The sequence below is a fragment of the Spirosoma sp. KNUC1025 genome, assembly GCF_045160025.1.
Lineage (GTDB): Bacteria > Bacteroidota > Bacteroidia > Cytophagales > Spirosomataceae > Spirosoma.
In genome coordinates this window covers 111,120-136,319 of the sequence record NZ_CP087141.1, presented here as the reverse complement: position 1 = coordinate 136,319, position 25,200 = coordinate 111,120, and the positions used below count along the sequence as shown (strand labels likewise).

The 25,200-nt window shown below is 50.8% G+C and carries 15 protein-coding genes; 1 reads left to right on the top strand and 14 read right to left on the bottom strand.

Annotation, left to right across the window (positions count from 1 at the left end; all coding sequences use genetic code 11):
• Positions 1–30: 30 nt before the first annotated feature.
• The 9 genes from LN737_RS32470 to LN737_RS32430 all read right to left on the bottom strand — a co-directional run bounded on the left by LN737_RS32470 (position 31) and on the right by LN737_RS32430 (position 18,162).
• Positions 31–1,311, bottom strand: a complete 1,281-nt coding sequence (locus tag LN737_RS32470) for a polysaccharide pyruvyl transferase family protein (RefSeq protein ID WP_231780417.1) — start codon at positions 1,309–1,311, stop codon at positions 31–33.
• A gap of 286 nt (positions 1,312–1,597) precedes the next feature.
• On the bottom strand, positions 1,598–7,180 hold the full coding sequence (locus LN737_RS32465; RefSeq protein ID WP_405520886.1) for a cellulose binding domain-containing protein: 5,583 nt from the start codon (positions 7,178–7,180) through the stop codon (positions 1,598–1,600).
• A gap of 234 nt (positions 7,181–7,414) precedes the next feature.
• Positions 7,415–8,206, bottom strand: a complete 792-nt coding sequence (locus LN737_RS32460) for a PKD domain-containing protein (protein ID WP_231780415.1) — start codon at positions 8,204–8,206, stop codon at positions 7,415–7,417.
• 33 nt (positions 8,207–8,239) lie between these two features.
• Complete coding sequence (locus LN737_RS32455; protein WP_231780414.1) at positions 8,240–9,940, bottom strand: RagB/SusD family nutrient uptake outer membrane protein; 1,701 nt, start codon at positions 9,938–9,940, stop codon at positions 8,240–8,242.
• Positions 9,941–10,026: 86 nt separating this feature from the next.
• Positions 10,027–11,304, bottom strand: a complete 1,278-nt coding sequence (locus LN737_RS32450) for a SusC/RagA family TonB-linked outer membrane protein (protein WP_255709274.1) — start codon at positions 11,302–11,304, stop codon at positions 10,027–10,029.
• Positions 11,249–12,871: a SusC/RagA family TonB-linked outer membrane protein gene (locus LN737_RS32445; protein ID WP_255709272.1), complete on the bottom strand. Its 1,623-nt coding sequence runs from the start codon at positions 12,869–12,871 to the stop codon at positions 11,249–11,251. The genes LN737_RS32450 and LN737_RS32445 overlap by 56 nt, the downstream gene beginning before the upstream one ends.
• Positions 12,872–12,889: 18 nt before the next feature.
• Entirely contained in the window at positions 12,890–13,465 is a 576-nt protein-coding gene (locus LN737_RS32440; RefSeq protein WP_231780413.1) for a RagB/SusD family nutrient uptake outer membrane protein, read from the bottom strand.
• Positions 13,366–14,616, bottom strand: coding sequence for a RagB/SusD family nutrient uptake outer membrane protein (locus LN737_RS32435; protein WP_231780412.1), 1,251 nt, complete (start codon positions 14,614–14,616; stop codon positions 13,366–13,368). The genes LN737_RS32440 and LN737_RS32435 overlap by 100 nt, the downstream gene beginning before the upstream one ends.
• Positions 14,617–14,622: 6 nt before the next feature.
• Positions 14,623–18,162: a SusC/RagA family TonB-linked outer membrane protein gene (locus LN737_RS32430; RefSeq protein ID WP_231780411.1), complete on the bottom strand. Its 3,540-nt coding sequence runs from the start codon at positions 18,160–18,162 to the stop codon at positions 14,623–14,625.
• A gap of 179 nt (positions 18,163–18,341) precedes the next feature.
• On the opposite strand from LN737_RS32430, the gene LN737_RS32425 reads away from it, so the two are divergent.
• A complete protein-coding gene (locus LN737_RS32425) occupies positions 18,342–18,869 on the top strand; it encodes a transposase (protein WP_231780410.1) in 528 nt (175 codons plus the stop codon).
• A 28-nt stretch (positions 18,870–18,897) separates the two neighbouring features.
• Here the strand turns inward: LN737_RS32425 and LN737_RS32420 are convergent, their stop codons facing one another.
• From LN737_RS32420 to LN737_RS32400, 5 genes are all read right to left on the bottom strand, one after another.
• The gene (locus tag LN737_RS32420; protein WP_231780409.1) at positions 18,898–19,896 is read right to left on the bottom strand and encodes a FecR family protein; all 999 of its coding nucleotides are present in this window, start codon (positions 19,894–19,896) and stop codon (positions 18,898–18,900) included.
• A gap of 57 nt (positions 19,897–19,953) precedes the next feature.
• Complete coding sequence (locus LN737_RS32415) at positions 19,954–20,589, bottom strand: RNA polymerase sigma factor (RefSeq protein ID WP_231780408.1); 636 nt, start codon at positions 20,587–20,589, stop codon at positions 19,954–19,956.
• 9 nt (positions 20,590–20,598) lie between these two features.
• Positions 20,599–21,975, bottom strand: a complete 1,377-nt coding sequence (locus LN737_RS32410; RefSeq protein WP_231780407.1) for a sugar porter family MFS transporter — start codon at positions 21,973–21,975, stop codon at positions 20,599–20,601.
• Between the two features lie 115 nt (positions 21,976–22,090).
• Entirely contained in the window at positions 22,091–22,930 is an 840-nt protein-coding gene (locus tag LN737_RS32405) for a phytanoyl-CoA dioxygenase family protein (RefSeq protein WP_231780406.1), read from the bottom strand.
• Positions 22,931–23,023: 93 nt separating this feature from the next.
• A complete protein-coding gene (locus LN737_RS32400) occupies positions 23,024–25,171 on the bottom strand; it encodes a glycoside hydrolase family 36 protein (protein WP_231780405.1) in 2,148 nt (715 codons plus the stop codon).
• Positions 25,172–25,200 lie beyond the last annotated feature (29 nt).

The following is a 25,200-nucleotide window of genomic DNA, read 5'->3' as shown; positions in this document are numbered from 1 at the left end:
AGATAAAATCAGATTGGGCCGTATCCTACTTTACAACCAGGTTTTTCGCAATAGTTGAAACGTTTTGTCATATCGATCATTCACGTTGGACAGGGCTTTCTGGACATTCTGCTGAGCGGCTTTGTAATTTTTCGTAACCTCCATCAGTCGATCCGTAATCTGCTGGCCCGTTGTCTGCTCGATCTCGAACGTCCAGTCGCCCAGCCCTAAATCGTAATACATCTGCCCTTTGATTGTATCCTGCGGCTGCCGAAGGTAAAAGCAGGGCGTACCATTCACGGCCGCCATAATGGGTGAATGGCACTCGAAACTAAGTACTGTATGAGCCTGAGCATACACCGCAGCAGCTTCGTCGGGGAGCCAGTACAGGTGCCGGACAACCTTCGCCTTCACATCGGCGGGTAGCGGATTAATCAGTAACTCGTCCATGATATCTACCTGATACGTCATTTCGGGACAAACCAGCACCTTGTTGCCCGTATGCCGTACCCAGGCAATCATGGCTTCGCGGAGTTTGGCATGATCGGCTTCTTTCCACGTATCATTCAGGGTATCGACTTCCTTTATTTTGGCGTCGCTCCAGCCGGAATTCGCATTGATCTTATAATAGGGCGTCATCCGAAGGCGGGGAATGGCGCAGATAAACTGACGGGGTTTGAGTTCGTTGGCCGCTAGAAATGCCTTCGCTTTATCATCGTCGCGGATGGTCAGCGCAAACGTAGCATCGGGTGCAAAGGCGATATGGCTACCCGACAGCCCGGCTTTTCTCAATACCTCGATAGAAGCCGTTTCGCGGGTAAAAATCAACGACGCACTAGCCAGCAACGTTTTCAGAGCGGGGTAAACATCCTGAATCGTGACACCAAACAGACCGAAAGGCTTATGCGTCTGGGCATGCCAGGCTTCCAGATAATCGGCAGCTACTACCATCGGACCAGAGCCGTGCAGAAAAAAATCAGCCTGCTGAAAAGCCTGTTTCACCTCCTCGGCCTGCGGTACGTTATCGTTCACCTGGCTGTGAATGATGCGCACATCCGGGTAATAGTGGTTCAGCATGGTTTCCACTTTCGCACTGCTGCTACGTTTCCAGAGAATGAGTTTGGCTTGTGGCAGCCGTTTTTTCAGGAGCGCAATCAGGCCCGGCGTGTGGGCAATATCGCCAATATTGACATCCTGCCAGCCCGAGGTAAACAGAATAACCGGATCTGACTTACCCGTTGCCAGCATAATCCGGCTAGCCAGCAACGACGCGCTCAACAGACTAGCCTTACGCAGAAAGTTTCTTCGGTTTATGTTCGATGTGTTATTCATCTCTTTATCTATAATCTGTTAAGAATCAACAAGAAACGCATTCATCAATAATGTTAAGTACGCAAGTACAAAAAGCCTGGGTTATGAAAAATAATAATCTAATGCGCTTTAAATGATCTAAATAGATCAATTCAGCATGGCCGTTCAGCGTTTGTGCCCCATCAACCTGATGAACGCCTAACAAAGAAAACAAGGCTTTTTTAGGCCAACACTACTGACTTAAGCCTGTACCGTTCGCCATCTTTTTCAAGAAACAGCGAACGACACAGGCTTAGGCACTTTCCTCCTACGGCTTTATCAGCTTCAGCGTCTGACTTTCTGCCAACGTACTGACCCGCAACAGCAACACGCCAGCCGACAACCGGCCAACCGGCAGCCGGATGTGCTCCGACGTAGCCGCCTGCTCGACCTGATGTTTTGTTACCAATTGCCCCCGACTGTCGATCAGTTCGACGCGCAGGAGCTGACCTTCAACGCCCGTTACGTCCATTTGCACCGCATCGCCATGAATCGGATTGCCCAGCACGACCACCCGTAATCCTGACGGCTCTACGCCAATTCGCGCACTAGCCGGACCCGGCTCCTGACCATACACCAACGTACCATTTATATAGGCTGTAATTTTGACGTTCTCCGCCAACGCCCCGGCTGGTTTGTACGAATAATCGTTGGCTTCGTTGAAGCTCGACCAGTCCGATTTATTGATACGTTGCTGAATAATACCGGTCGAGCTGAGTGGGTTCAGTTGGCCAAGTGGTGATACAAAACTCAGCTCCAGATACGTGTCGGTGCCTGCCCGAATCTCTTTGACAAACTTGCTTTTGATATTGCCATTACCTAACTCAGCATAATCCAGATTGTAGACCAACGGATTAGGCCCTTCCGCACTGAACCAGTAACGTACCGTTATCTGTCCATAATCGACCGGTACATTGCCTTCGTTAGCCAGCTTTAAATACGTACTAATCTGGTTGGTAGTCGAGGTGCTGTTTTTGTTCTCCGAATAGACCTTCAGCGCCGTCACGGATGTTATAGCTACCGGCTCTACGCCCCCGACCAAGACTCCGTTTTTGTAGATCGTAATTCGGTCGGTTTTGGTATAAGTGGTAGTCGGAGCAAACGAGTAATCGTCCGATTCGGATACATTCGTCCAGTTCTGCTTGCCAACTCCGGTCTGGATTTCACCCGAATTACTACCTGCTGCCAACGTTCCTGCCGAGGCATCGAAGCTATATTCGACGTAGCCAAAAGCGCCCTGCCGTGGCTGTGTCAACGGCACGTAACGCATCCGGACTTTGCTGGTGCCCAGTTGCGCCCAATACACCGACAGGTTGGTTAGGGTCGAAAAGTCTTCCACCGTCAGCCAGTAACGCAGCGTAATGTCGCCATACGAGACAGCCGTAGTACCCTCATTATTGAGTTTCAGATAAGGCCGGATGACATTGTTGTTGGGTTGGTTATTATCGCCGTCGCGGTAGAACACACTCAACGTAGCGGGGGGCCCTTTTACACTCACGGTCACGCTGGTAACGGGACTGACACACACTCCTACTATGCACGTCACGGCGTAAACGAATTCACCAACCGCCGATGTCGAGACCACTAGTGAGCTACTGCCATCAGCACCATTCCAGTTGACCGTCCCCGAGCAGTTCGGGACGGTTAGGGTTACAGTTCCCGCTCCCTGCGTAGCCGACACACTGCTGACATTAGGCGCATCGGGCGGTGTATTTACCATCAAATTAAACCCGTTCGATGTCAGGCTGTTAAATCCAGTGACCACTGCGTAGTAACTACCCTGGTCGGCGGCTGTGACAGCCGAAAGCGACAACGTAGCGGTGGTGGCTGACGTAACACCGGTTAGCGCGTTTCCGTCCTTATACCACTGATAAGCCTGTACCTGACCATCGACCGATACTGAAACACCTGCGGTAGCCCCCACACACACGGCCGAACCACTGGCGGGTTGCTGGCTGAATGAAATAAGCGTACCCTGGAATTCATACGCCCCGATGTCCACGCCAAGTCCCTGTGGACGGTCTATGCCTAGAACATCTTTAACGGCATATTGCCCGGCCGTGTTACTTCCGGCGTTGATGGCCGGACTGGTGCTGGCAAGCCGGAAATCGCCACTGGCTGCATCGATAAATTGAGGGCCCTGCCCTACTATGTTCTGATTATTGGTAAAATACCCATTACCAACCGTACTGAAGGTCAGGTTGTTATTCTGCTGTACATCCGAACTTCCTGAAACCGAACTAGGGCTTTCTCCCGGTTTGCCGTAAAAAATGTTGTTAAAAATACGCGCACCAATTGAGCCCTGCATAATCAGTTCGTTATCGATCCCAATACCCAAACCGCCATCACTCTGTCCATTCTGATACGTAGTGTTATTACGGATAATCGCATTATCGGAGTAATTGATATTGATACCGCGACCGCCGTTCTTGTAGCAGAGGTTATTCTCGACAAGGAATTTACCGGTATAGTTGCCCAGGGGATTTTTAATAGCAGCGGCATTATTGGGATCGGCGCCCCGGTTATTGTCGAGAATAATGCCGTTTCCATCGTAAAACTTACAGTTCGTACCTGTGCCGCCAATATTCCAGGCGATTTTGAGGATATTACCAAAGCTTCGGTTCCGGCGAACAATCATCTTGGTGTCTGTAGAATTATCATAATTCCAGGAATTGAATATGCTGATACCGCTGGTTCCATAGACGGTGTACCAGGAAGTATTGGCCAAAATGTTGTCTTCAATCGTGATGTAGTCGGCTTCAATAGCTGATATACCAGCCCCTGCACAGTCGTGGACATTGTTATTGGCAATGACAATGTGGTGGGGGCGAAGATTGCCCCCTGTGCGTCCGCTAACCGAGATGCCATTCCCGTTGAATCGGGCAATCGGGGTGGCCGCCGGACTTGGTCCCTCGCAGGCACCAGGTTGCGCCTGCGCCTGAGCCAGGGTTATATTGGCGTTATTGCCGATAATTTCAAACCCCTGAATTTTGATGTAGGCTGCAGCAGGCAACACATTGAATGCCTGCCAGTTATTATTGCCCAGGGCCAACACCGGCTTGTCGGTTTTATAGGGCATAAAGATGATCCACTTACTGGCTGTTCCAGTACGCTGAATTCCAGTAATATTGGTGCTCGTTCCGGTGTAGGTACCTGCCATCACAAAAACGGTATCGCCTGGAGCCACCCGATCAGCCGCTTTCTGGATAGTATTGAACGGTAACGCTTCCGTTCCAGCCGTGTTAGTAGCCAACGCGGACGCGCTTACGTACCAATTTCGGGTGCTGACATAATTTGCCGGGTACACCGTAATGCCAACGTAGTTTGTCGGCGGATTGGAAATAGCCGTAGCAGATGCCGAATTGGTAACGATGGCCCTGATCTGATAACTTCGTCCATTGGCGGGCACGGCAGGGGCTGTCCAGACAATCGAGTAGGGAGCCGTCAAATCCTCCCCAATTTTGGTGTACGTTCCCGAAAAGGCCGCATCATAAAAAAATTCTACCTTGGTAATGGTCGTGCCAGCCGGGGTCGATGCCGTAGCCTGAATGTTAATGTCCGTTCCCGAAATGTAAGAGGAATTGAACTGAGGAAACGGTAGACTCACAGTCGGGGGTGCAAGCAGAACAACCGTTGCGGTTGCCGTAGCTGAACAGCCATTGGCGGTAGTCCCCGTCACGGAATACGGAGCCGCCGTACTGGCCGACAGAACAGCCGTAGTGGCTCCCGTATTCCAGCGATACCTATCCGCCCCCGATGCCGTGAGTGTTACGCTACTGCCCGTAGCGGCCGTCAGGCTGGGATTTGCCGCAATACTGACAGTCGGCGGGGCGTTCACCGTCAGGCTAAAGGCGCTGGAAGTCAAACTTGTTGCCCCACTGACAACTACAGAATAATTACCCTGATCGGCAACCGTTACGGCCGAAAACGACAACGTAGCGGTAGTTGCTGAGGTTACGCCAGTTAGCGCGTTTCCATCCTTATACCATTGGTAGCCTTGTGCTGCGCCCGCAACGCCTACCGAAACGCTAACGCTGGTACCGGCACAAACGACTGAGCTACTGGCAGGTTGCTGGGTAATGGCAAGTGATGCTCCCTGAAGTTCATAGGCGCCCATATCCGCACTCAGCCCCTGCGGACGGCTGACACCAAGAATGTCTTTGGTCGCATATTGCCCCGCTGCCAAACTCCCGGCGTTGAGGGCAGGACTGGCGCTGGTGAGTTGAAAATTTCCACCGGCGGCATCGACAAATTGCGGATCGAAGCCAACCTTATTCTGATCACCGCTGAAGTATGGCGTGCCCGTACCACCAAACGTCAGGTTGTTATTATGCAGAATATCAGATGAGTTGTTAACGACATTTATCGCTCTATCGGCGCGTCCGTAAAAAATGTTGTTGTAGATGCGGTCATTCTTGGAGCCACCAACCACAAGTTCTGAAGAGATCTCCGGGCTAACCGCATTCTGATATGTCGTATTGTTCAGGATCGTTACGTTGTCGGAGTAGTTGACGTTAATACCCCGCCCCCCATTCAGGTAAGTGAGGTTATTTTCAATCAGAAACTGGCCCGTATAAGCCCCCAGCGGATTCGCCGAAAACTTATCGTTATTGTTATCGAGAATAATCCCATTGCCATCGGTGATTTTGCACAATCCACCATTATTCCATTTGATAAACAGGCGGTTACCGTAGCAGCGATTGTTACGAATGATCATTTTGAAATCCGTGGAATTGTCATAATTCCAGCTATTGAGAAAGCTGATCCCACTGGCACCAAAAATCGTATACCAGGAATTATTGTAGACGGTATTATTCTCAACCGTAATGTAATCGCTCTCGATCGCCGAGATGCCCGCTCCGCCACAATCGTGTACTACGTTGTTGGCAATGACGATGTGGTGCGGACGAAAATTACCACCCGTGCGCCCACTGACTGAGATGCCGTTTCCATTAAACTTAGCCAATGACGATCCCGTTGCGGTTGGGTTGGGCCCCTCGCAGGCGCCAGGCTGCTGCTGGGCCTCTGCCAGTGTTACGTTCCCGTTATTACCTTCGACCTCGAATCCCTGTATTTTGATATAAGCGGCTCCGGGAGTCAGGTTAAAGCCCTGCCAGCCATTGAACGACACTTTGGGTCTGTCGGTCTGGTAGTTGGTAAAAACAATCCAATGATCGGCGGTCCCGGTGCGTCGGATGATGACAGCATCGTTGGTGCCGGTATTGGTATACGTGCCTGCCATCACAAAAACGCTGTCGCCGGGTTGGACTAGATCAACTGCTTTCTGAATGGTGTTGAACGGAGCCGCCAGCGTTCCGGCCGTATTGCTGGCGGATGCACTGGCCTGTACGTAGTACTTCTTGTTACTGTTGGTATTGGGCGGATACACATCCACACGAATATACCCGGTGCCACCCTGAACGGCCGTGGCGCCGGTAGAATTAGTCACCACGGCGCTCAATTCATTGTAGGAAACCTGACCCTCGGGAATTGTCCAGGTATAGGAAAAAGGAGCGGTCAGAGCTTCCCCTAACTTGACGGTTACCTTGCTGTTTCCCGGTCCGGTAAACGTTGCCAGGAAAAACTCGACTTTCGTAACGGTCGTACCAGCGGGTGTTACGGTGTTCGTCTGGATGTTGACCTGCGAGCCCGTAATAAACGACGACCGGAAGGCCGGATAGCTCATGCTTACCGAGAGCGACTGCCCCAGAGAAAAGCTCGACAGCGCCAGGACGAGCAGGACGGAAAGTAAGGACGTTCTGTGTCCATAAGTACCCGTTCGATTGCGGGCAAGTTGGCTCACGGTCTGGCGACTTGTGGTAAATCCAAAAACAGGAAAAGTCTGCATCATTGTGTGTTTTGAGGTAAGGAATGAACATTCATGACAAGCCACGGATGCAGCTTTCAGACAATGGATGGAAAGAAGCCAGAAGCGTACCAGGAGTTTGATCTTTAATAAATTAACTACGTCGATTAAGTAGAGAAAGCGCTTCCCTTAAGATTCAGGGAAGCCTTTGCTGCAACCAACCTATGGTGAAACGGTATGTAGTTTGTGTGTCGGATTCGGCACCGAACAGGCAGTACGCTAGGGTATCGTAATGGACATCGTTTTTTTGACCGCATCGCCACTGCCTGTTATACCCGTGGCTGTCAGCGTAACGGCATACGTACCGGCATCGGCGTAGGTATAAACAGGAGCAACGTCTGCAACAGCGGCCGTACCATCACCAAAATCCCAGGAATAGCTTACCGCATTCAATGAGGTGTTGGTAAAGGCTATTTTCTTTGGGGAAGTGGCGTCTGCTTTGGTCGAAAAATTGGGTGTTGCCCGTAAAATGGAGGGATCGAAAGAAATTAGTGTGGTTTTGAGCAATGGATTTATCTTGGCTTTCGGGCTGTCAATTCCAACGCCAATGGCCAGTTTTTGTCCCGGATTGGCCAGTAAGTACGCTAAGTCGATACTAAGATTGAACGGAGCCGAGTTTTTTGCAGCCTCAACTGTAACCGATGCGGGCAACACAAGCTTGTCAGCGGGCAATACCGTTGTTCCGACCAGCGCACTCGAACTAATCAGTTTGCTGATGGTATCGGCATTGGCGACAATGTTAACGGCTACATCGCCATCCGCCGAAACCCCGCCCCGATAAACGCCTAGGGGAATAATGACTTTTTTAGTGACCTGGTCGATCGTAAAGCGGTACGTTCCCGAGGTTGAAATTGTATTGATGGCGTATAGACCGTTCCGGGCGGTGGGCATATAAACTACCTGCTGCGGGTAATCTGCTTTGGCGAGCTCTTCGTATTTACACGAACTCAGCAACAGACTGAATCCAAAGCAGATACTGAGAAATCGAGTGATCGTATAGTGATAGTTCATGGGTTTACTTTTTTTGGTTGGGCCAGACACGCTTTACCAGCCGGGATTCTGAATCAATCCTTTCGAGGCATTCAATTCCCCCTGCGGAATTGGGTAGAGGTACATTTTTGGTTCAAAAACGCGGTTTTCAACCGTAATAGGAGTGTATTTGAACGTACCATCCGCGTTTTTGGTAATGTCAACCCCCATTAATGGAGCGCCTAAATACTGTGGTCCCTGTAGCCACCGCCGAACGTCCCATCCCCGATGATCTTCAAAAGCCAGCTCAACCCGCCGTTCATTCCGGATTCGTTCCCGCATCTCCGCCTGCGACAGACCAGTTGGTAGGGCAGGCAGGGCCACCCCCGTTCGGGTACGTACCTTGTCGATGTACGATTTTATGTCGGCGCTTCCGGGCGACACTTCGTTGAGCGCTTCAGCATAGTTCAGGTAAATTTCGGCCAGACGGAACAGGTTCCAGGAATACACACTAGTGTTATTCAGCAGCAGATTCAGGTTTTCGTTTACGTACTTCTTCAGGTAATACCCTGTCTTTGTAGCGTTTACGATTCCTTTCCCGTCGCGACCACCCGCCCAGGCTTCCACGTTACGTCCCTTGTAAGCCGTATTGTTGAGGATGATGTTTAGCCCCAATCGTGGGTCACGGTTAGCGAATGGATTGGCCGCATGAACCGGGTTGTTCCAGTCGAATTTGGTACCGTTGCTCATTTCGTAGGCATCGACCAGATTCTGCGAGGGCGTAGTGCCGCTGTTGCCCAGGTCATAACCGATGGGATAATTCGCCTTTTCGAACTCGTTAGACGCTGAATTTCGGCGAGACAAAATTATTTCCGGTAGCGTATAACTGTTGGTAATGAACAGGTTCCGATAATTGGTATTGAGGGCATAGCCCGTACCAGCCAGGTCAATCACCGCTTTGGCCGCATCGGCTGCGGCTTTCCAGCGGGCCTGTCGGTCGCCTGTGAGCGAAATCAGTTCAAGGTTGGAGTAGCCGCCCGCCCAAGTGGTTGTATTGAACAAATCGCTGGCTGCGTAAAGCAATGCACGGCTTTTCAGTGCCAACGCAGCGCCCCGCGTAGCACGTCCCAAATCCGTAGCCGCATACGTAATGGGCAGATTTTTAGCCGCCGAATCGCATTCAGACGTAATGTACTGCATACACTCGGCCAGGGTGTTACGCTTTACGTTCTGAAAATTATCGTCTACGTCAAAAATCTGGGCGATGATCGGTACACCACCGTAGCGTTTGACCAATTCAAAATAGAAGTAAGCTCTCAGAAAACGGGCTTCGTATTTCCAGCGTTTTATATCACTCAGTCGGCTTTGATACAGGGCTTGGGCCGAGGGAGCCGGATCGAGTTTATATTGATCTAAATTAACGCTATCGGTCGATACCAGAAATTGATTTGTTTTCCGTATACCCTGATAAAAGTTGGCCCACAGATTGTCGGGGTTATCGATGGCATTCCAGGAGCCATTATTAAACTTCTGGACATTCGATGTTTCCAGCGTATGCTCGGCTTCATCGGTGGCCGAAGCCGTCATGGCCCCATCAATTTGCAGATACCCCGCCGGAATGTTAGTATACAGCGAGTTGAGCCGGTACAGTGTGTAATCGTACGACTTAATGAGCTGTTGCCCCGTTATGTCGGTAACAAGTTCCCGATCCAGATTCTCACAGCCACTTAGCCAGACAACCAAGGCCACACAAAATAGAGGAATGATACGTCTCATGATGTTAGACTTTAAATTACCCCAACCCCTAAAGGGGCTTAGGTTGAGAATAATCGGGCAAAGCCCTTTTAAGGGTTGGTTTTTCTTTAAAACTGAAGTCTGATACCAGCACTGACCGTTCTCAATGGCGGATAACCGCTACCCACCTCCGGGTCCATATATCCTTTCAGGTGATCGAGCGAAAACAGGTTTGTTCCGTTGAGAAAGATCCGGGCGTTCGTCAGCTTGATTTTTTCGGCGAGTTGTCCCGGAAACGTATAGCCCAGTTCGAGACTGCGTAACTTGATAAAGCTGCCGTCGCGCTGCCAGAAAGAAGAATACTGGTAGTTATTCAGGTTATTGGATGCCGACAGGCGTGGATACGTAGCGGTGGCTGCCGTAGCCGGTGTCCAGCGGTCGAGCGCGATAGGCCCAACCTGGCCATTGTTTTGAAACGCCTGAAAATAGCTCCCTCCAAAATACGCCGTTCGGCCCGTTACGCCCTGAAACAGAAACTCCAGATCAAATCCCCGGTACTGAAACTTCGAATGAAGGGTAACCGTCAGCGTTGGCACCGACGTTTTACCAATAGCCCGCGTATCGTTCTGGTCAATGACACCATCGCCGTTCTGATCTTTGTACTTCACGTCGCCGGGCTGGACAGGGGCAAAAATCTGTCGTGGGCTAGCCGCAATGTCAGCCTGATCGTTAAAGAGGCCCAGCGCTTCCAGACCAAACGGCTGACCTATTGGCTGGCCCGTGGTGTACTGATAATCGAACTGCCGGATGGCTTCTGCATTATACACGATTTTGTTCTGAGCGTACCAGGCGCTGGTTTCCACGAAATACTGGAACTGGGCGGCCGATGGGCTGCTGTACCGAATCGTGGCTTCAAATCCTTTATTGGTTGCTTTCCCCTGATTCAGCAATGGAAGCGTTATTCCCGTAAACTGGGGTACGGTACGGTTGGGGGCCACCAGAATATCATATCGGTTGTTCTGGAACACATCCAGACTCACATCCAGACGTTTGGCCAGCGTCAGCTCAACGCCCACATTTACCGTTTTCTGTTTTTCCCAGCTAAGATCTGTATTGGCCGCGGCACCTTCTGCTAAACCGAAAACCTGTGTATTCGCCGTTCCGACGTAGTAAGCAGCCGTGTACGGGTACAATTGCTGGAACATAAACCGGTTGCCGCCAACCAGATCGTTGCCCGCCAGGCCATACGAAGCCCGCAGTTTCAGATAGGTGATAGCAGAACTGTTTTTGAGAAATGGCTCATTTGACGCAATCCAGCCAACAGAGCCTGCCGGGAAGAATCCATAGCGCTTATCCTTCGGGAAATTCTTCGGAACCCATGTAGCCAAAGGATAACTCTCCCACATACGTATTGGCGTAGGAATACGTAGCGCGACCGCCCACACCCAAATGTTTGAACGGCAGACTCAGCACGGCGGTTGTGGTATTATTGGTGTTTGTGTAACTATCCGAATTATACATCAGCAGCGCAGAAACGTTGTGTTTACCGAAGGTTCGGTCATAATTCAGAAAGCCCTGAAAAATCACATTGCGCCACTGATCAGAGTTGTCTTCATTGCCAAGCAGTGATGTTTTCTGACCGAAGCGGCTGTAGAGCGTATCGCCGGTGGCTGTCTTGCTGACCGATGCCCGCTCATACGTTTTGGTTTTATTCGAGTAACTCCTGAAAAAATTATTGAACGACACAGCCGCCGAAATGCTTAAACCCGGTGCAATGAAATCTAACTGTTCGGTTAGTTTTAAGGTCGACTGGAGGGTACGGCCATTGGAGGCATAAGAACCCGTTTGCAGCAGATTGGCAAGTGGGTTCGACAGCGCACTGGTTCCGCCAAAACTACCGTCGGGATTATAGACCGGAAAGGCGTTGGGCGGCAACGTAGCCAGTGACGTAAAGACCGTTCCGGTTGTTGTTGCGGCCGGGTTTGCTTTATCTTCCACCGATCCACCCAGCGTCAGCGACGCCGACAGCCGTTTGGTCAGGCTCATATCGACGTTCGACCGAAAATTGAATCGCGAGTATTTCGAGTTGACGCTTTCGGGGTCCATACTCCCGACGTTCTGATAGAGGCCATTACTCTTGATGGCGTTCAGCAAAACGAAGTACCGAACCGTGCTGCTGCCGCCCCGGAAGTTCAGGTTGTAGTTGGAAATGGGGGCTGTTTTTTTCAACACCACATCGTACCAGTTTACATTTGGGCGGAAATACGGATCACTACCGGTCCGATACGCTTCCAGGTCGGCATCGGTATACCGGGGGGCTTTGCCATCATTGACGAGCCCCTCGTTATAGAGTCGGGCATAGTCGTACGAACCCAGGAACTGCGGCAGGGTCGATGCGGTATGAAAGCCCTGCTGCGTACTGAAATTAACGACCAGCGGGGTTTCGCTGCCCCGTTTGGTCGTGACGAGCAACACCCCATTGGCGCCCCTTAGACCGTAAATGGCTGTTGCTGAAGCATCTTTTAGTAACGAAACCGACTCGATTTCATCCGGCACGAGCTGCTCATACGAACTCTCGAATCCATCGACAAGTATCAGCAGGTTACGTCCTGCGTTGCCGAACGTATTGATTCCCCGACCGATGAGCGATGGAGAGTCGTTGCCGGGTTCGCCCCCGCCCTGCTGGACCGTAAGGCCCGGAATTCGACCAAACAACGTATTGGCCAGGTTCGTCGTGAAGTTTTTTTGCAGATCGCTCCCCGAAACACTCGACAGCGCACCAGTCACTTTCCAGGCCGGTTGCCGCCCGTAGGCAATGGGTCGGCCGGCGTTCGGGTTCAGGTACGATAGCCGATTTACGGGCGCAACTTTTATCAACGAGTCGCTACTGGCCTGCTGCCCCCGAGCGGACTGGTTAAGCCCAACTCCCAGCAACAGTAGCAGCCCTAACGTATAGTAATTTTTAGCGTTCATAGGATTCTGGACGAAGGGTTAGTAGCCTGGATTCTGGACGAGGTAGCCTTTAAACACTTCCGTATTGAGAAATGGGTGCAGGTACATTCTGGTCAGAAATGTTCGGGTTTCGAACACGTAGGGCTCGTATTTGAAGTCCGTGCTGCCCGTTATTTTCGTAATTTTCAGCCCGTAAAATGACCCTTGCATAACCCCGTCATTTTCAGCGATTTTCCAACGCCGGATGTCGTACAGCCGATGGTCTTCAAAAGCCAGTTCGATGTCGCGTTCATTACGTACCCGATCTCTGAATTGCTCTTTGGTCAGCCCCGCCGGTAGCTTGGGCATACCCGACCGCGCCCGAATCGTGTTGACGGCCTCATAGGCTGCGGGCACTGGACCCTGTGCTTCATTGAGGGCTTCGGCATAGTTCAGATAGGCTTCGGCAAGCCGGAAAACGATCCCATTCGGAACGGCCCCGGCACTGGCCGACAACGCATCGGGAAGTAATTTTTTCAACCAGGCACCGCCATCGCAGTCAGTCGCATGGCGTCCACCCTGAAAGGTTTCGAGAAGTGGGGCGTCTCTGTCGTAATAGGAACCATTGTAGCCCACCGTTTGCGCAAACCGGGGGTCCAGTTCCGCATATTTCTGCATGAGATCATTTCCCCCGGCCAGGTTTGGGACGTGCCATCTTTCTTTTCGTACTTCCGCACGAAATTATGAATGACCGATACGCCCCCCCAGGCATTGACAATTGAAACGGGCTGCTGCCCATACCAGGGAAATTGCGTTCTGGCCCGGCTGGCATAGGTTTTTTCGGCCAGAACGATTTCGGCATTGTCGTTTTGTTCCCACGCGAATTTGTAATTCTTATCGAAGCCTTTATCCGTAATGAGCGAGAAATTACCGGCAGGGGCTAAATCAAGCGCAGCTTTGGCCGCATCGGCCGCGAGTTGCCAGCGGTTGTTATCCTGATTACCGTAGCAGATGAGTTTATTATCATTCCCTAAGCTCAGATACGGCGTGGCGGTGTTGAAGAGCGGGCTGGCGGCATAAAGCAGTGTACGCGCTTTCAGCATCTGGGCGGCTGTTTTGGTAACGCGCCCCCGAAAGTTGGGCGTATAGGTGGCGGGCAATTTGGCAACGGCGTCATCGCAGTCTTTAACAATGAAATTCACGACTTCTTCAATCGTATTGCGCTTCACCTGAAAATTATCGGTCAGTTGAAACCGCTTGTCAATAATGGGTACCCCGCCGTACCGCTTGAGCATCTCGCAGTAGTTGAGCGCCCGGATGAACTTCACCTCCCCAATCACCTGATTTTTATAGGTTTCATCCAGGCTCGGTACGTCATTGAGTCGTTCCAGAATGATGTTGCAATCCCGAATGGCCGTCCAGCGAATGAAATACCGGTAATCTTCGTTGGCCACTAAGGTCGTAGAGGAGGTAACGTTGCCCGCATTCCACTGCTCGGTATGGAAAAATGTCGCTTCGGCTTCCGCTTCATCGGTAATAGGGGCATTGACGCAGTAGGTCCGGGATGTAGGAATTAAGTTGGCATCGTTGTAGGTAAAGATTGAGTGCATACCAATCCGATACGTACCCGCAATGAATGTTTCCAGTTGAACTTTGGACGAGAAAATGGTGCTTTCTGTAACGTCGACACCCGGCGCTTTGTCTAAAAATTCACTGATGGGCTTATCGCAGGCCGACACCGCCAGACACAGGACACCGCCAACTATGGCCCTGAATAGTATTTTCATAGTGAGTTAGAATTTAAGGTTAAGCCCGAAATTGATGACGCGGGTCAGTGGGTAGGGTTCTTCGTTGGTGATACCGCCTGAGGTGCTGCCCGGTGCTGTTCCCGAAAGCTCCGGATCGACACCCGGAAACACGGTGCTCCAGGTGATCAGGTTGCTGGCGTTCGCGTAAATGCGGGTTCCGCTCAGACCAATTTTGGCCAGAATCGTCTTGGGGATGTTATAGCCGATTTCAACGTTTTTCAGGCGAACGTAGCTGGCATCACGCACCCAGTACGTAGAGACCCGGTTGTTGTGGTTGTTTTCATCGCCCTGCGTCAGGCGCGGGAACTGGATCGGCAAGCCTTTTTCGTAGCGATCTGCCGACCAGCTATTGACGAGGTAATCCACCGCGCCCGAGTTCTCGAAGAAACCCCGGATTTGCCGCCGGTTGTAGGCCAGCGATACGTTGCCAGCGCCCTGAAAAAGCACCGAAATATCGAAGCCTTTGTAGCTACCGCCGAACGAAATTCCAAAGATTTTTTCGGGGAAATTGGAGTACCCAATCGGTACCTGATCGTCGTCGTTGATGATGCCGTCGCCGTTGGTATCCTTGTATCGAATGTCGCCGGGTTGCAGGCGGTTATTGTTCCAGGACGAAACAGGCCGGTTAGCGTCATTGACTTCTGCCCATGTATTATACAGCCCGTCGGCAACCAGGCCATAAAACTGGCCAAACCGCTGCCCCGTGCGATTCTGGTAAGAAAACGGCTTTTTGATCTCATCCTGAAACTCAATCTTGTTCCGGGCGAAGGTAAAGTTTCCTTTGATCCAGAAATTCACGTTACCGATGTGGTCATTGTAGGTAATATCGGCATCGAAGCCCCGATTCCGCATGCGGCCCAGGTTATAGGCGGGCAACGTAGCGCCTACGGTTACGGGCACGGTACCGAGGTTGCCCAGGATGTTGTTCCGCTGTTCGCTGAATACGTCCGCCGTCAGGCTTATTTTACTTTTCCAGAACGACATCTCCACGCCCAGGTTTTGCTTGATCGCCCGTTCCCACGTTACATTCGGGTTACCCAACTTACCTTCTGTGGAGTAATTGTACCGGGTCGACGTACTGCCCACCTCGCCAAAATAGTAGCCCCCCGTTCCCGAAGCCGTCGTAATCACATAAGCCGAAGGGCGGTACAAAAACCGGTCGCCCCCGATTTTATCGTTACCAACTTCGCCATAGGAACCTCTAATTTTCAGGTAGGTAAGTACATCGTTTTTAGGAAAGAAAGGCTCATCCGAAGCGACCCAGCCCAGCGAATAAGCCGGAAAAAAGCCAAATCGGTTGCCGGGTGCAAAGTTTTCCGTTCCATTATAGCCAAACGTAAACTCAGCCAGATACCGGCCTTTGTAGCCATACGTAGCCCGACCAACAACACCCTGATAGCTATTGGGCACCAGAAACGCCAGTGTAGGGTCGAAGTATTTGGTCTGGTTGTAGTTGACCAGGCCCGTTACGTAATGGTCGCCAAACGCGCGTTTGTAGTCGAAACCAACCTGGGCATAGGTCCGCCGGGTCTTTCCAATGGTTTGGGTAAAACCGAACGGCACATCAACCGCCTGCGGCACCAAATTCACGCTGTTATCGGGCAAACGGATAGCATTATACGTAACAAGCGTTCGGTTGTTTCCGAGCGTCTCGGTATTGTTGTTCTGGTAGTTGACGATACCGGTAGCCATCAACCCCTGAGTAATAAAATCCAATGTGTAATCCAGCCGAATGGCTCCCTGCAGGAAGTTTTTAAACTGCCGGTTATAGCCCGTAAACAGATCGGCCAGCGGGTTGTTGGCCGTGCCTACTCCCACCAGGTTAACAAACTTATCGCCGATAAAGCCGGGTGACGTCAATGGGTTAGCCCTGGCGATACCTTCGATGATCCGGTTGCTATTGTTGGCGGTGCCATTCAGGTTGCTGCTTCCGGTTAGGTTTTCGGTTTGCGACGACAGGTCGATGGACAGCTTCAGTTTTTTGGTTACGTCGAAATCGAAGCTCGACCGAAAATTATACCGTTTGTATTTCCGGTTAGCATCATAATCTTTCACCAGATCGGTATGATTGAACTGCCCGCCCTGACTAAAAAAGCCTGCTGACACAAAATAACGTACCTTTTCGGTGCCGCCGTTGATGCTCAGGTTGTGCTGGGTCTGGAGGGCCTGTGGTTTTAATACCATCGAGTACCAATCCGTATTGGGGTGAAAGATGGGATCTTCTCCCGATTTATACAGTGCCAGATCGGCATCGGTAAATTTGGGCACATAAACCGCCCCCGATACGTACGCATCGTTTTTTAAGGATTCGTTGTACAACCGGGCATAATCGTAACTGTTCATCCCTTTGCGCAGGTTTGTAAAGCTGGTTACAGCCACATTGCCCGTGTAGCTCAACTGAGGCTTCCCCACTTTCCCCCGCTTTGTCGTAATTAGCAAAACGCCATTGGCACCCCGTATTCCATAAATGGCAGTGGCCGACGCATCTTTCAGGATGGTCAGGTTTTCGATTTCGTTGGGATCGATGTTGTTGTAGTTACTTACCTCGACACCATTCACCAGAATAAGCGGGTCAGAAGCCCCCGAAAACGTACTCACCCCCCGAATACGTAGCGTCGATGCGTTATTTCCTGGCTCGCCACTGGTTTGGACGGCAAAAAGCCCCGGCATACGCCCTACCAGCGAGTTGCTGATGTTGGCTACCGGCGACTGTAGTAAATCTTTAGTGCCTATGGCTGCAATCGCACCCGTCACCGTTGCTTTCTTTTGTGTGCCGAAGCCCACAACAACGACTTCGTTAAGCTCCTTCATGTCGGGCTTTAGGGTTATGTTTATCTGCACTCGATTTCCAACGATAACTTCCTGTTTATCAAATCCAACGAAGCTGAATACAAGGACCGCGTTCTGATCTGGTACGGCAATGGAATAGAAGCCATTCGCGTCGGTATTTGTCCCTTTCGTTGCCCCTTTCAGCACAATGCTGGCTCCAGGAACAGGCTCCCCTTTTTCGGTATCCGTTACTTTTCCTTTTATAACAATGTCGGCGGATTTGATGGTCGAGAGCGCCTGTATATCGATTCTCGATGCCAGCGTATTAATCGCCAACGCTTTATCGGCTTCGGGTTCAGGTAGCTGGTTGGCGGATGTCTTTAGGAGTTCGGTTTCGGGTGGTACGTTTCGGGTTGCTTTGCGGGGCAGAATGGTATAGCCGCCACCTTTGAGTTTCCGGAACCGCAGATTAACAGGCGTAAGTATTCGGTCCAGAACCTGCTCCAGTTTGTCGTTTTCGTTGACCGACCCCGTAAAGGTTTTATTCTCCAACAGCTCTTTCTGGTACACGAAACTAGTCCGGTACGTCAATTCTAATTTTTTAAGAACTGTAATCAGGCTGGTACCCGTTTCCTGCGACCGAATTTCCTCCTGCGTTCGGTGTACGGAGGCAAATGTCAGTTGGGCAATCGCCTGCTGAACGCCCAAAAAGCAGAATAACCATAAGGAGGTATAAACGAGGATACGTCTTTTCATAGGTAACACCGGATCGTGTGATTGACTAGGCTGTAGTTGGTAGTCAAACAGGTGAGGGTATCGCTTTTCCCGTTTTTTCTATGATTATTTTCTGTTAATTTTTGAATTTTCGCGTTGATTACGATTCGGATTGGCCGTTGTTATCATTACACATTTTATGATTTCGCGTCCACACCCATATGGAGCGATTTCAAAACAAATACCGGATTGCCTCGGCGCGGGCTGCCTGGTGGGATTATGGATGGGCCGGGGCTTATTTTATTACGATTTGTACAGCGCAACGGCATCATTATTTTGGCAACATCAACCAGAGCCGGATGCAGCTATCGTCGGTTGGTATTCTGGCGGATGTATTCTGGCACGAAATACGCCATCATGCCCAACAGGTCGAATTCGGTGCGTTTGTGGTCATGCCGAACCATATTCACGGAATTTTGATATTGAATAATGACGACGGAAATAACGACGGACGCGTATCAACGCCATCATCTCAACGATTTCAAAATCAGGGCAAAAACACCGTGTCGTCAATTATTGGGGGATACAAATCGGCGGTCACCAAACACGCGCATCGATTGGGTTTTGACTTTGGCTGGCAGGCCCGTTTGCATGATCACATCATCCGGAACGATGCCGAATACCAGCGTATTAACGATTACATTGAACAGAATCCTGCACGCTGGGATGCCGATAAATTTTACACCTAGGTAGAGACAAGGCATGCCTTGTCTCTACCTAATCAAACCGGTACGTATCCCCTGTTTTTTTTACGTTGGCATCCAGAATAATGCCTAGATTCTCGATGCAGTCGTCGGCCACATCGGTACGTAGCTTACCCGTAAGTTTCCGGTCCATCAATAGGCTATCACTCAGGCTGATCGTTACCCCAAAGGTATCTTCCAGGCTATTGATAATTTCGAGCAGGCTTTTGCCGTCCAATATAATATAGGATGCCTTCCAGGCATCATAGACGTCAGGCTGTACTCGTTTTAGCTGAATCTGACGGCTTTTCGGTGATACCGTGGCCATGTCACCTGGCTTCATGACAACCATCGACTGATTATCCGTACTTAGCTGGACCTTACCTTCCTCTAGAACAACATAGGTCTGGTCGCGTCGGGTATTTACGTTAAACTCGGTCCCCAACACTTCGATCTGTGCTTCTGGCGTGTGAACAATGAATTTTGCCCCTTTCCGTTTCGCAATGTCGAAATAAGCTTCCCCTTCCAGCCAAACTTCCCGAACGGGTCTATCCGCCAAATTATCAGCCACTTTAAGTTTGGAATTGGCATTGAGCGTGACCACCGACCCATCCGCCAGCTTGATCTCCTGAATTTTTCCGTAAGCCGTCTGATACGTCAGGGCTGAATTGGCCTGATAGGTCCACCAGGCAAAACCAATTGAGGCAACAAGCAGGACAACGGCTGCCGCAGCCCAATAGGGCCGTTGGTACCAGTGTACAGTTTGAACTGGAGCGGTCTGGCGATCCGGTTGTTCAATATCTTTCCAGATACGTTGCTTAAGACGGGCAAGGTCTTGTTGAGTAGGCTCAATTTCGCGAAACTGAATCGTTTTAACGTAGTCGATGGCCAGACGGATATCGGCCACTTTATGCGGATAATCAGCCATAAAAGATTGCCAGAATCGATTCGATTCGTCAGTGGGGCTGAGTACCCAGCGTATAAATGTAGGGTCTTTGCAAAAGTCTTCTACGGTAAAATCGGAATTCGGCATCGGATAGGCGTCATGGTCGTACTCGTTAAACAGCCCACAATTTATTTTTTCCCGGCTTTATCCCAATAAAATCTTTATGAAGTAGATCAGAATAGCCCCTGGCAGGCTCCACAAAGCACCTCCCTGCTCGAAGGAGGTCCGTACATACGCCCGCAAGGTCGTTAGGGCTACGTTCACCGTATTGTAAACGCTCTTCATGGTGATGTCCATCACCTCAGCCGCCTGCTGGTAGCTCAGCCCCTTCATATACACCAGATACAGAATCTCTTTCTGGCGTTTAGGCAACTTGTTCAACTGGGCAATCACCAGCAGCTTTTGCTGTTCGACAAGCTGCTCCTCCACCAGGCTCTGCTCGTAGGGCTGAATCAAAAACTCCGCGTTGTCGAACAAATAATCGTCCGAATCCAGCTTATTCAATCGGCCGACGGTATCGAGTAGCCGACGACGTAACGCCCGAAATAAATAGAACCGGATGTTATCGGTAGCGCCCAGCTTTGACCGGTTTTCATGGATGTGCAGGAATAACTCATGCAGGCAGTCTTCTACCAGTTGTCGGTTTCGGATCAGGTTGTAGCCATAGCGGTACAGATCAGCGGAGAAACGCTCATAGAGCTGCGAAAAGGCATCCTGACTTCCGTCGCGAAAGTCATTCCACAGTCGAATATGTTCGGCAGGGGTGAGTTGAGGAGTCATATGCGCGGATTAGGATTGAGTTAGCTGCTTTTCAATTTCTTCCAGCGATTTCCCTTTCGTTTCTGGCATTCGTACCCGAACAAACAGAAAGTAAATGAAACACAAAATGGCATGAAAGCCAAAGGTTACCGGCAAACCCCAGTGTTGTTTCATGACGGGAAAGGAAGCCGTGGTGAAGAAATTCGTAATCCACAGAGCCAGCGTTGCCAAAGCCATCGCATTACCCCGGATGCGGTTCGGAAAGACTTCGGAGAGTGATACCCACGTAACGGGCCCCAACGTAGCCGAATAAATGGCGATGAACGTCAGCACAAAAACGAGTACCCATGCGCCCGGTAACTGCCAGTAAAAAGCCCCCGATAACGCCAGGGCATCTAAGCAAAGCAAAATCGATCCGTATTGCAATAATTTTTTTCGGCCAATTTTATCAATCGAACCGATGGCAATGAAGGTAAAAATGAAGTTGATCACCCCAATGATGATCGATTGCAAAAAGGCGGAATCCTGCGCCATACCCGCCTGCCGAAACAGGTCGGGCGCGTAGGAAAACAGGGAGTTCTGCCCGACGGCCTGCGAAAAAACCGCAACGACAATACCAATGAAAACAATGGGCCACAGGTCTTTACGAAACAGATCGCTGATGGATTCTTTGGTCTCATTGGCAAAACTCGCCTTGATCTGGTAAGCTTCAGCAGTGGCGTATGTCTCTCCGCCAATCCGCGTCAGAACGGTTATGGCCTCGGGCAACTGCTTTTTGCGAATGAGCCAGCGCGGGCTTTCAGCAACGAAGAACAGGCCCACAAAAAACAGCAATGACGGTACCGACTGTGAGGAAAACATCCATCGCCAGTTATTGACCCCGCTATTTAGGAGCAGGTAATTGGATAGGTACGCCAGCAGGATGCCAATCACGATGGAGAGCTGATAGAAAGACACCATGCGTCCCCGCATGGGTGCGGGCGAAATCTCGGCTACGTACATGGGGCATACCAAAGCTGCAGCGCCCACAGCCACGCCACTGAGCATCCGAAACGTAACGAACAGCGGGAAGCTTCCGGCCCAGCCCGTGCCCGCACCTGTCAGGGCAAACAGCACCGCGCACCCCATCAGTAGCTTCTTCCGACCTAACGTATCGCTCAGTTTGCCGCCAATCAAGGCGCCAATGGCGGCACCCAAGTTGATACAGCCCACCGCCCAACCGGTCTGAAACTCATCCAGTTGAAAGTGCTTCGTAAAAAAGGGAACGGTGCCGGAAATGATCACCAGATCGAAGCCGAACAAAACGCCACCCAGGGCAGCAATCGCACTAATGAGGTAAACGTACCTTTGGTTGACCGCTACGTCGACCCCGTTGATTTCGGGTTGAGCCTGAATAATAACTGCCATGAGGTGGGGTGTTTAGGTTTTACATGTAGAGCCGCATAGTTGCGGCTTAGCATGTGTCAGCAATAGGAATGTGTCAGTCAAAACTATCCGCTTGCTGAGCCACAACTAAGCGGCTCTACTTCAGCGATACGTCAGCTTCTTTGCTCAGGAAGCCAGCACCCTCTTCAACCAGTCCGGCCGCATCCCAGGTAAGCAGGGCTTCGTTAGGTACCACGTCGATGGGTGTGATGCTCGCCGATGACGACGACGATTCGTTGTAGCCGATATTCGATTGACGGTTATAGCACGAAATCATCGACCAGCGCGGTTTATCCGACAGGTTGGCTTCTGAGCGGTGAAGTATGTTGCTGTGAAAAAACAGAACATCACCCGCCGTCAACTCCACAAAAACATGCTCCATTGTTTTCAGCGCCAGATCGACGTAACGTTGCGACGCGCCCACCTGCTCCCCGGCAAAGCCATGTTCGACCCGTCCCATTTTATGCGAGCCTTTAATCACCTGCAAACAACCGTTTTCCTGGTTCGCATCCGTAATGGCAACCATCACCGACATCATTTGATCGGGTAGCAGAAATTCGTTTTTATACCAGTAGCCGTAATCCTGGTGCCACTCCCAGGCCCCACCCACACGAGGCTCCTTCTGCATTAGTTTGGAATGATAATGGCAGACAGCAGAAGACGGATTATCCAGCAATGCATCGACCGCTTCGACGAGTTGCTGGCTACGGGTGAGTAGCCCATACACATCGTCGCCGGGTTTATACCAGAGCGACAGTTTGCTACGTTTCCCTGTGCTATCGTTAATGTTGATCGCATGTTTGCTGATGGCACTATCCTCAATCGCTACGTGATAGAGTTTGTCAACCTCTTCTGCATTCAGAAAACTTCTGATAATCAGATAACCATCCTGATTGTACTGCTGGACCTGCTCGGGTGTCAATGATTCGTTTGTCATGGTAATTGAGTTATGAAGGTTTTACGGCCCAAACAGGCTCCGGCTGTTTGTTAACGTTTATCATTTTCAAACAGCCGGAGCCTGTTTGAGGCATTAATTCGCGCTAATCTCAAAAAGCTCTCCGACATACGCCCCGGTCAGGGTTACCGGAAAACCGGTCGTTTGCAGGTCCTGCCCGCTTAGGGAAGCCACTACATTTCCATCCATTGATTTGATTTGGTAGCGTTTGGCTGGGTCAAGCTGCCGAACGGTGACCATCCGCTTTGTTTCCGTGGCGCCATGCCGGAATATGCCAACGATGCCGCCCGCTTTTGTTTCGGTGTTGATTCGCTGGAAACCGTCCCACATACCGTCCATCGGCTCACCAAACCCGGCCAGATCCTGACGGTAGCTCATAATCTGATGCTTGTTTTCCATCCGTTGCAGCCAATCGGCGTAGGCTCGGTATTTTTTCAAATCGGGTGCTGATAATTTCCGGGGGTCGCCCAGCATGATAGGTAAGGCACCGGCTAATGATTTAATGTGCATTTCCCAACCGGCATCCTGCATTTCGGGGTTACCAATCACCAGTGCCGTAGCAGGGATGGCAGGCGAACGCCACCAGGCCATATTCCGGACGCGCAGGTCGACATTGGCATCGGGTGGTCCGTAGAAATTCGACAGCCAGTCGCCTTCGGCATGTTTCAGCATGGCGTAGTCAATCAACTGCAGCCCACCCATCGTTTCGAACGTACAGTCGATAAACAGAGTGGGCTTGGCAGCATGGAGTTCATCAAACAGCTTCCAGACTTCTTCGTAATTGGTGGATAACGACTCATTATGGTCTTTATGCCCTTTATGGTTGGTGGCATAACAGCCCGTTACCTTATTGCCAAATCGGTACGTACTGGTAACCACCGTAAAGTCCAGTTTCAGGTATTCCAGCCCATACTCAAGCGCTAGTTTTAGCAGTACGTCCTTGATATAGCCGCGCCATTCGGTGCCGAAGCAGGCGGTTCGCATTTTCAGATCATCTTCGTGCAGGTTAGCCGGTTGTTGGTTAGCATCCAGCACAAACCAGTCGGGGTGGGCTTTGTAAACTTTACTGTCCGGGGAGGCACTGCCCACGCTAACCCACATACCCGGCTTCATTCCCAGCGATTTGATGTAGTCGAAAACAGGTTTCAGACCGTTGGGGAATTTCTTTTTGTCGATAATCCAGTCACCATAGTTGTCAGCCCAGCCATCATCGATCACAAACTCTTTCATACCAGCATCGGCAGCCGCTTTGGCCAGCTCCATAACCAGTTTCTCATTGATATTTTTGCGAAACGGCACCCAGGTGTTATACACAAACGTGGGCTTCTGGGCAAGTTCAGACAGGCGTATACCCATGTGTTTCCGCACAAAATCGGGAACGGCGGTATTCAGCATTTCGTCCGGATCTTTGTGGTTGTTGTACACCATTGTGAATACCTGTGGCGTCGTAAACGACTCGCCTGCCGCGATGTATTTCCGAAAGGGGAAGCGTGCATTTTTGTGCGTCAGTCCACTGAGAATAGCAGGTTCATCCCAGAAAACCGACGTATGTTTCACGACCCCAGCGGCCTCATTTCCAATCACGATTCCCTGTTGCCAGTCACTGTTGTGAACGGTGAGTAAGGCATCCTGAAAGTTTCCATCATAAGGGCCAATGGACCGCCGTCGGCCATAATCGTGACAAATCCAGCTAAACGTAGTGGCGTTGTAAGGTGTCGCAATAAACTTCTCGACATCGACCGATTCCAGACGAACCGGCTCGTTGGTCAGGTTTTTTACGGTCAGGCTTTTGCGGATAACGGGCAGGTTGGGATAGAGTAAAAAATTCAGGGTCAGTTCTACTTTTCCATCGCTGCTTTGCAGGGTCACAGCGGCTCCGTCACCCTGTTTGGCGTCGGTAATTTTCTCCGTTTTCACCAGATTCCAGCCGCCTGAGCCGCTATACACGTTATCGTTTATCTCAAACTGAAAATCGGGATTCGTTTTCTGAAAATACCTGAATTCGCCAGTAACAGGCTTGTATTCAGTAGTCAGAAAATGACCATCCGAAGCAGGCAGTTTAATGGTTCGCTGAACGATTCCATTGCTGAGACTAAGTTCCGCATTCGTCCATTTGGCAAAGGGCTGATTCTGCGCCTGGCCTCTGGCAGTAGCAATAGACACTACTAACAGCATAGCCAGCATCCAATAATTCCGCAAAAACAGATTGAGACGTTTATTCATATTAAGAGGCTTCCAATGCCAAACCGTTG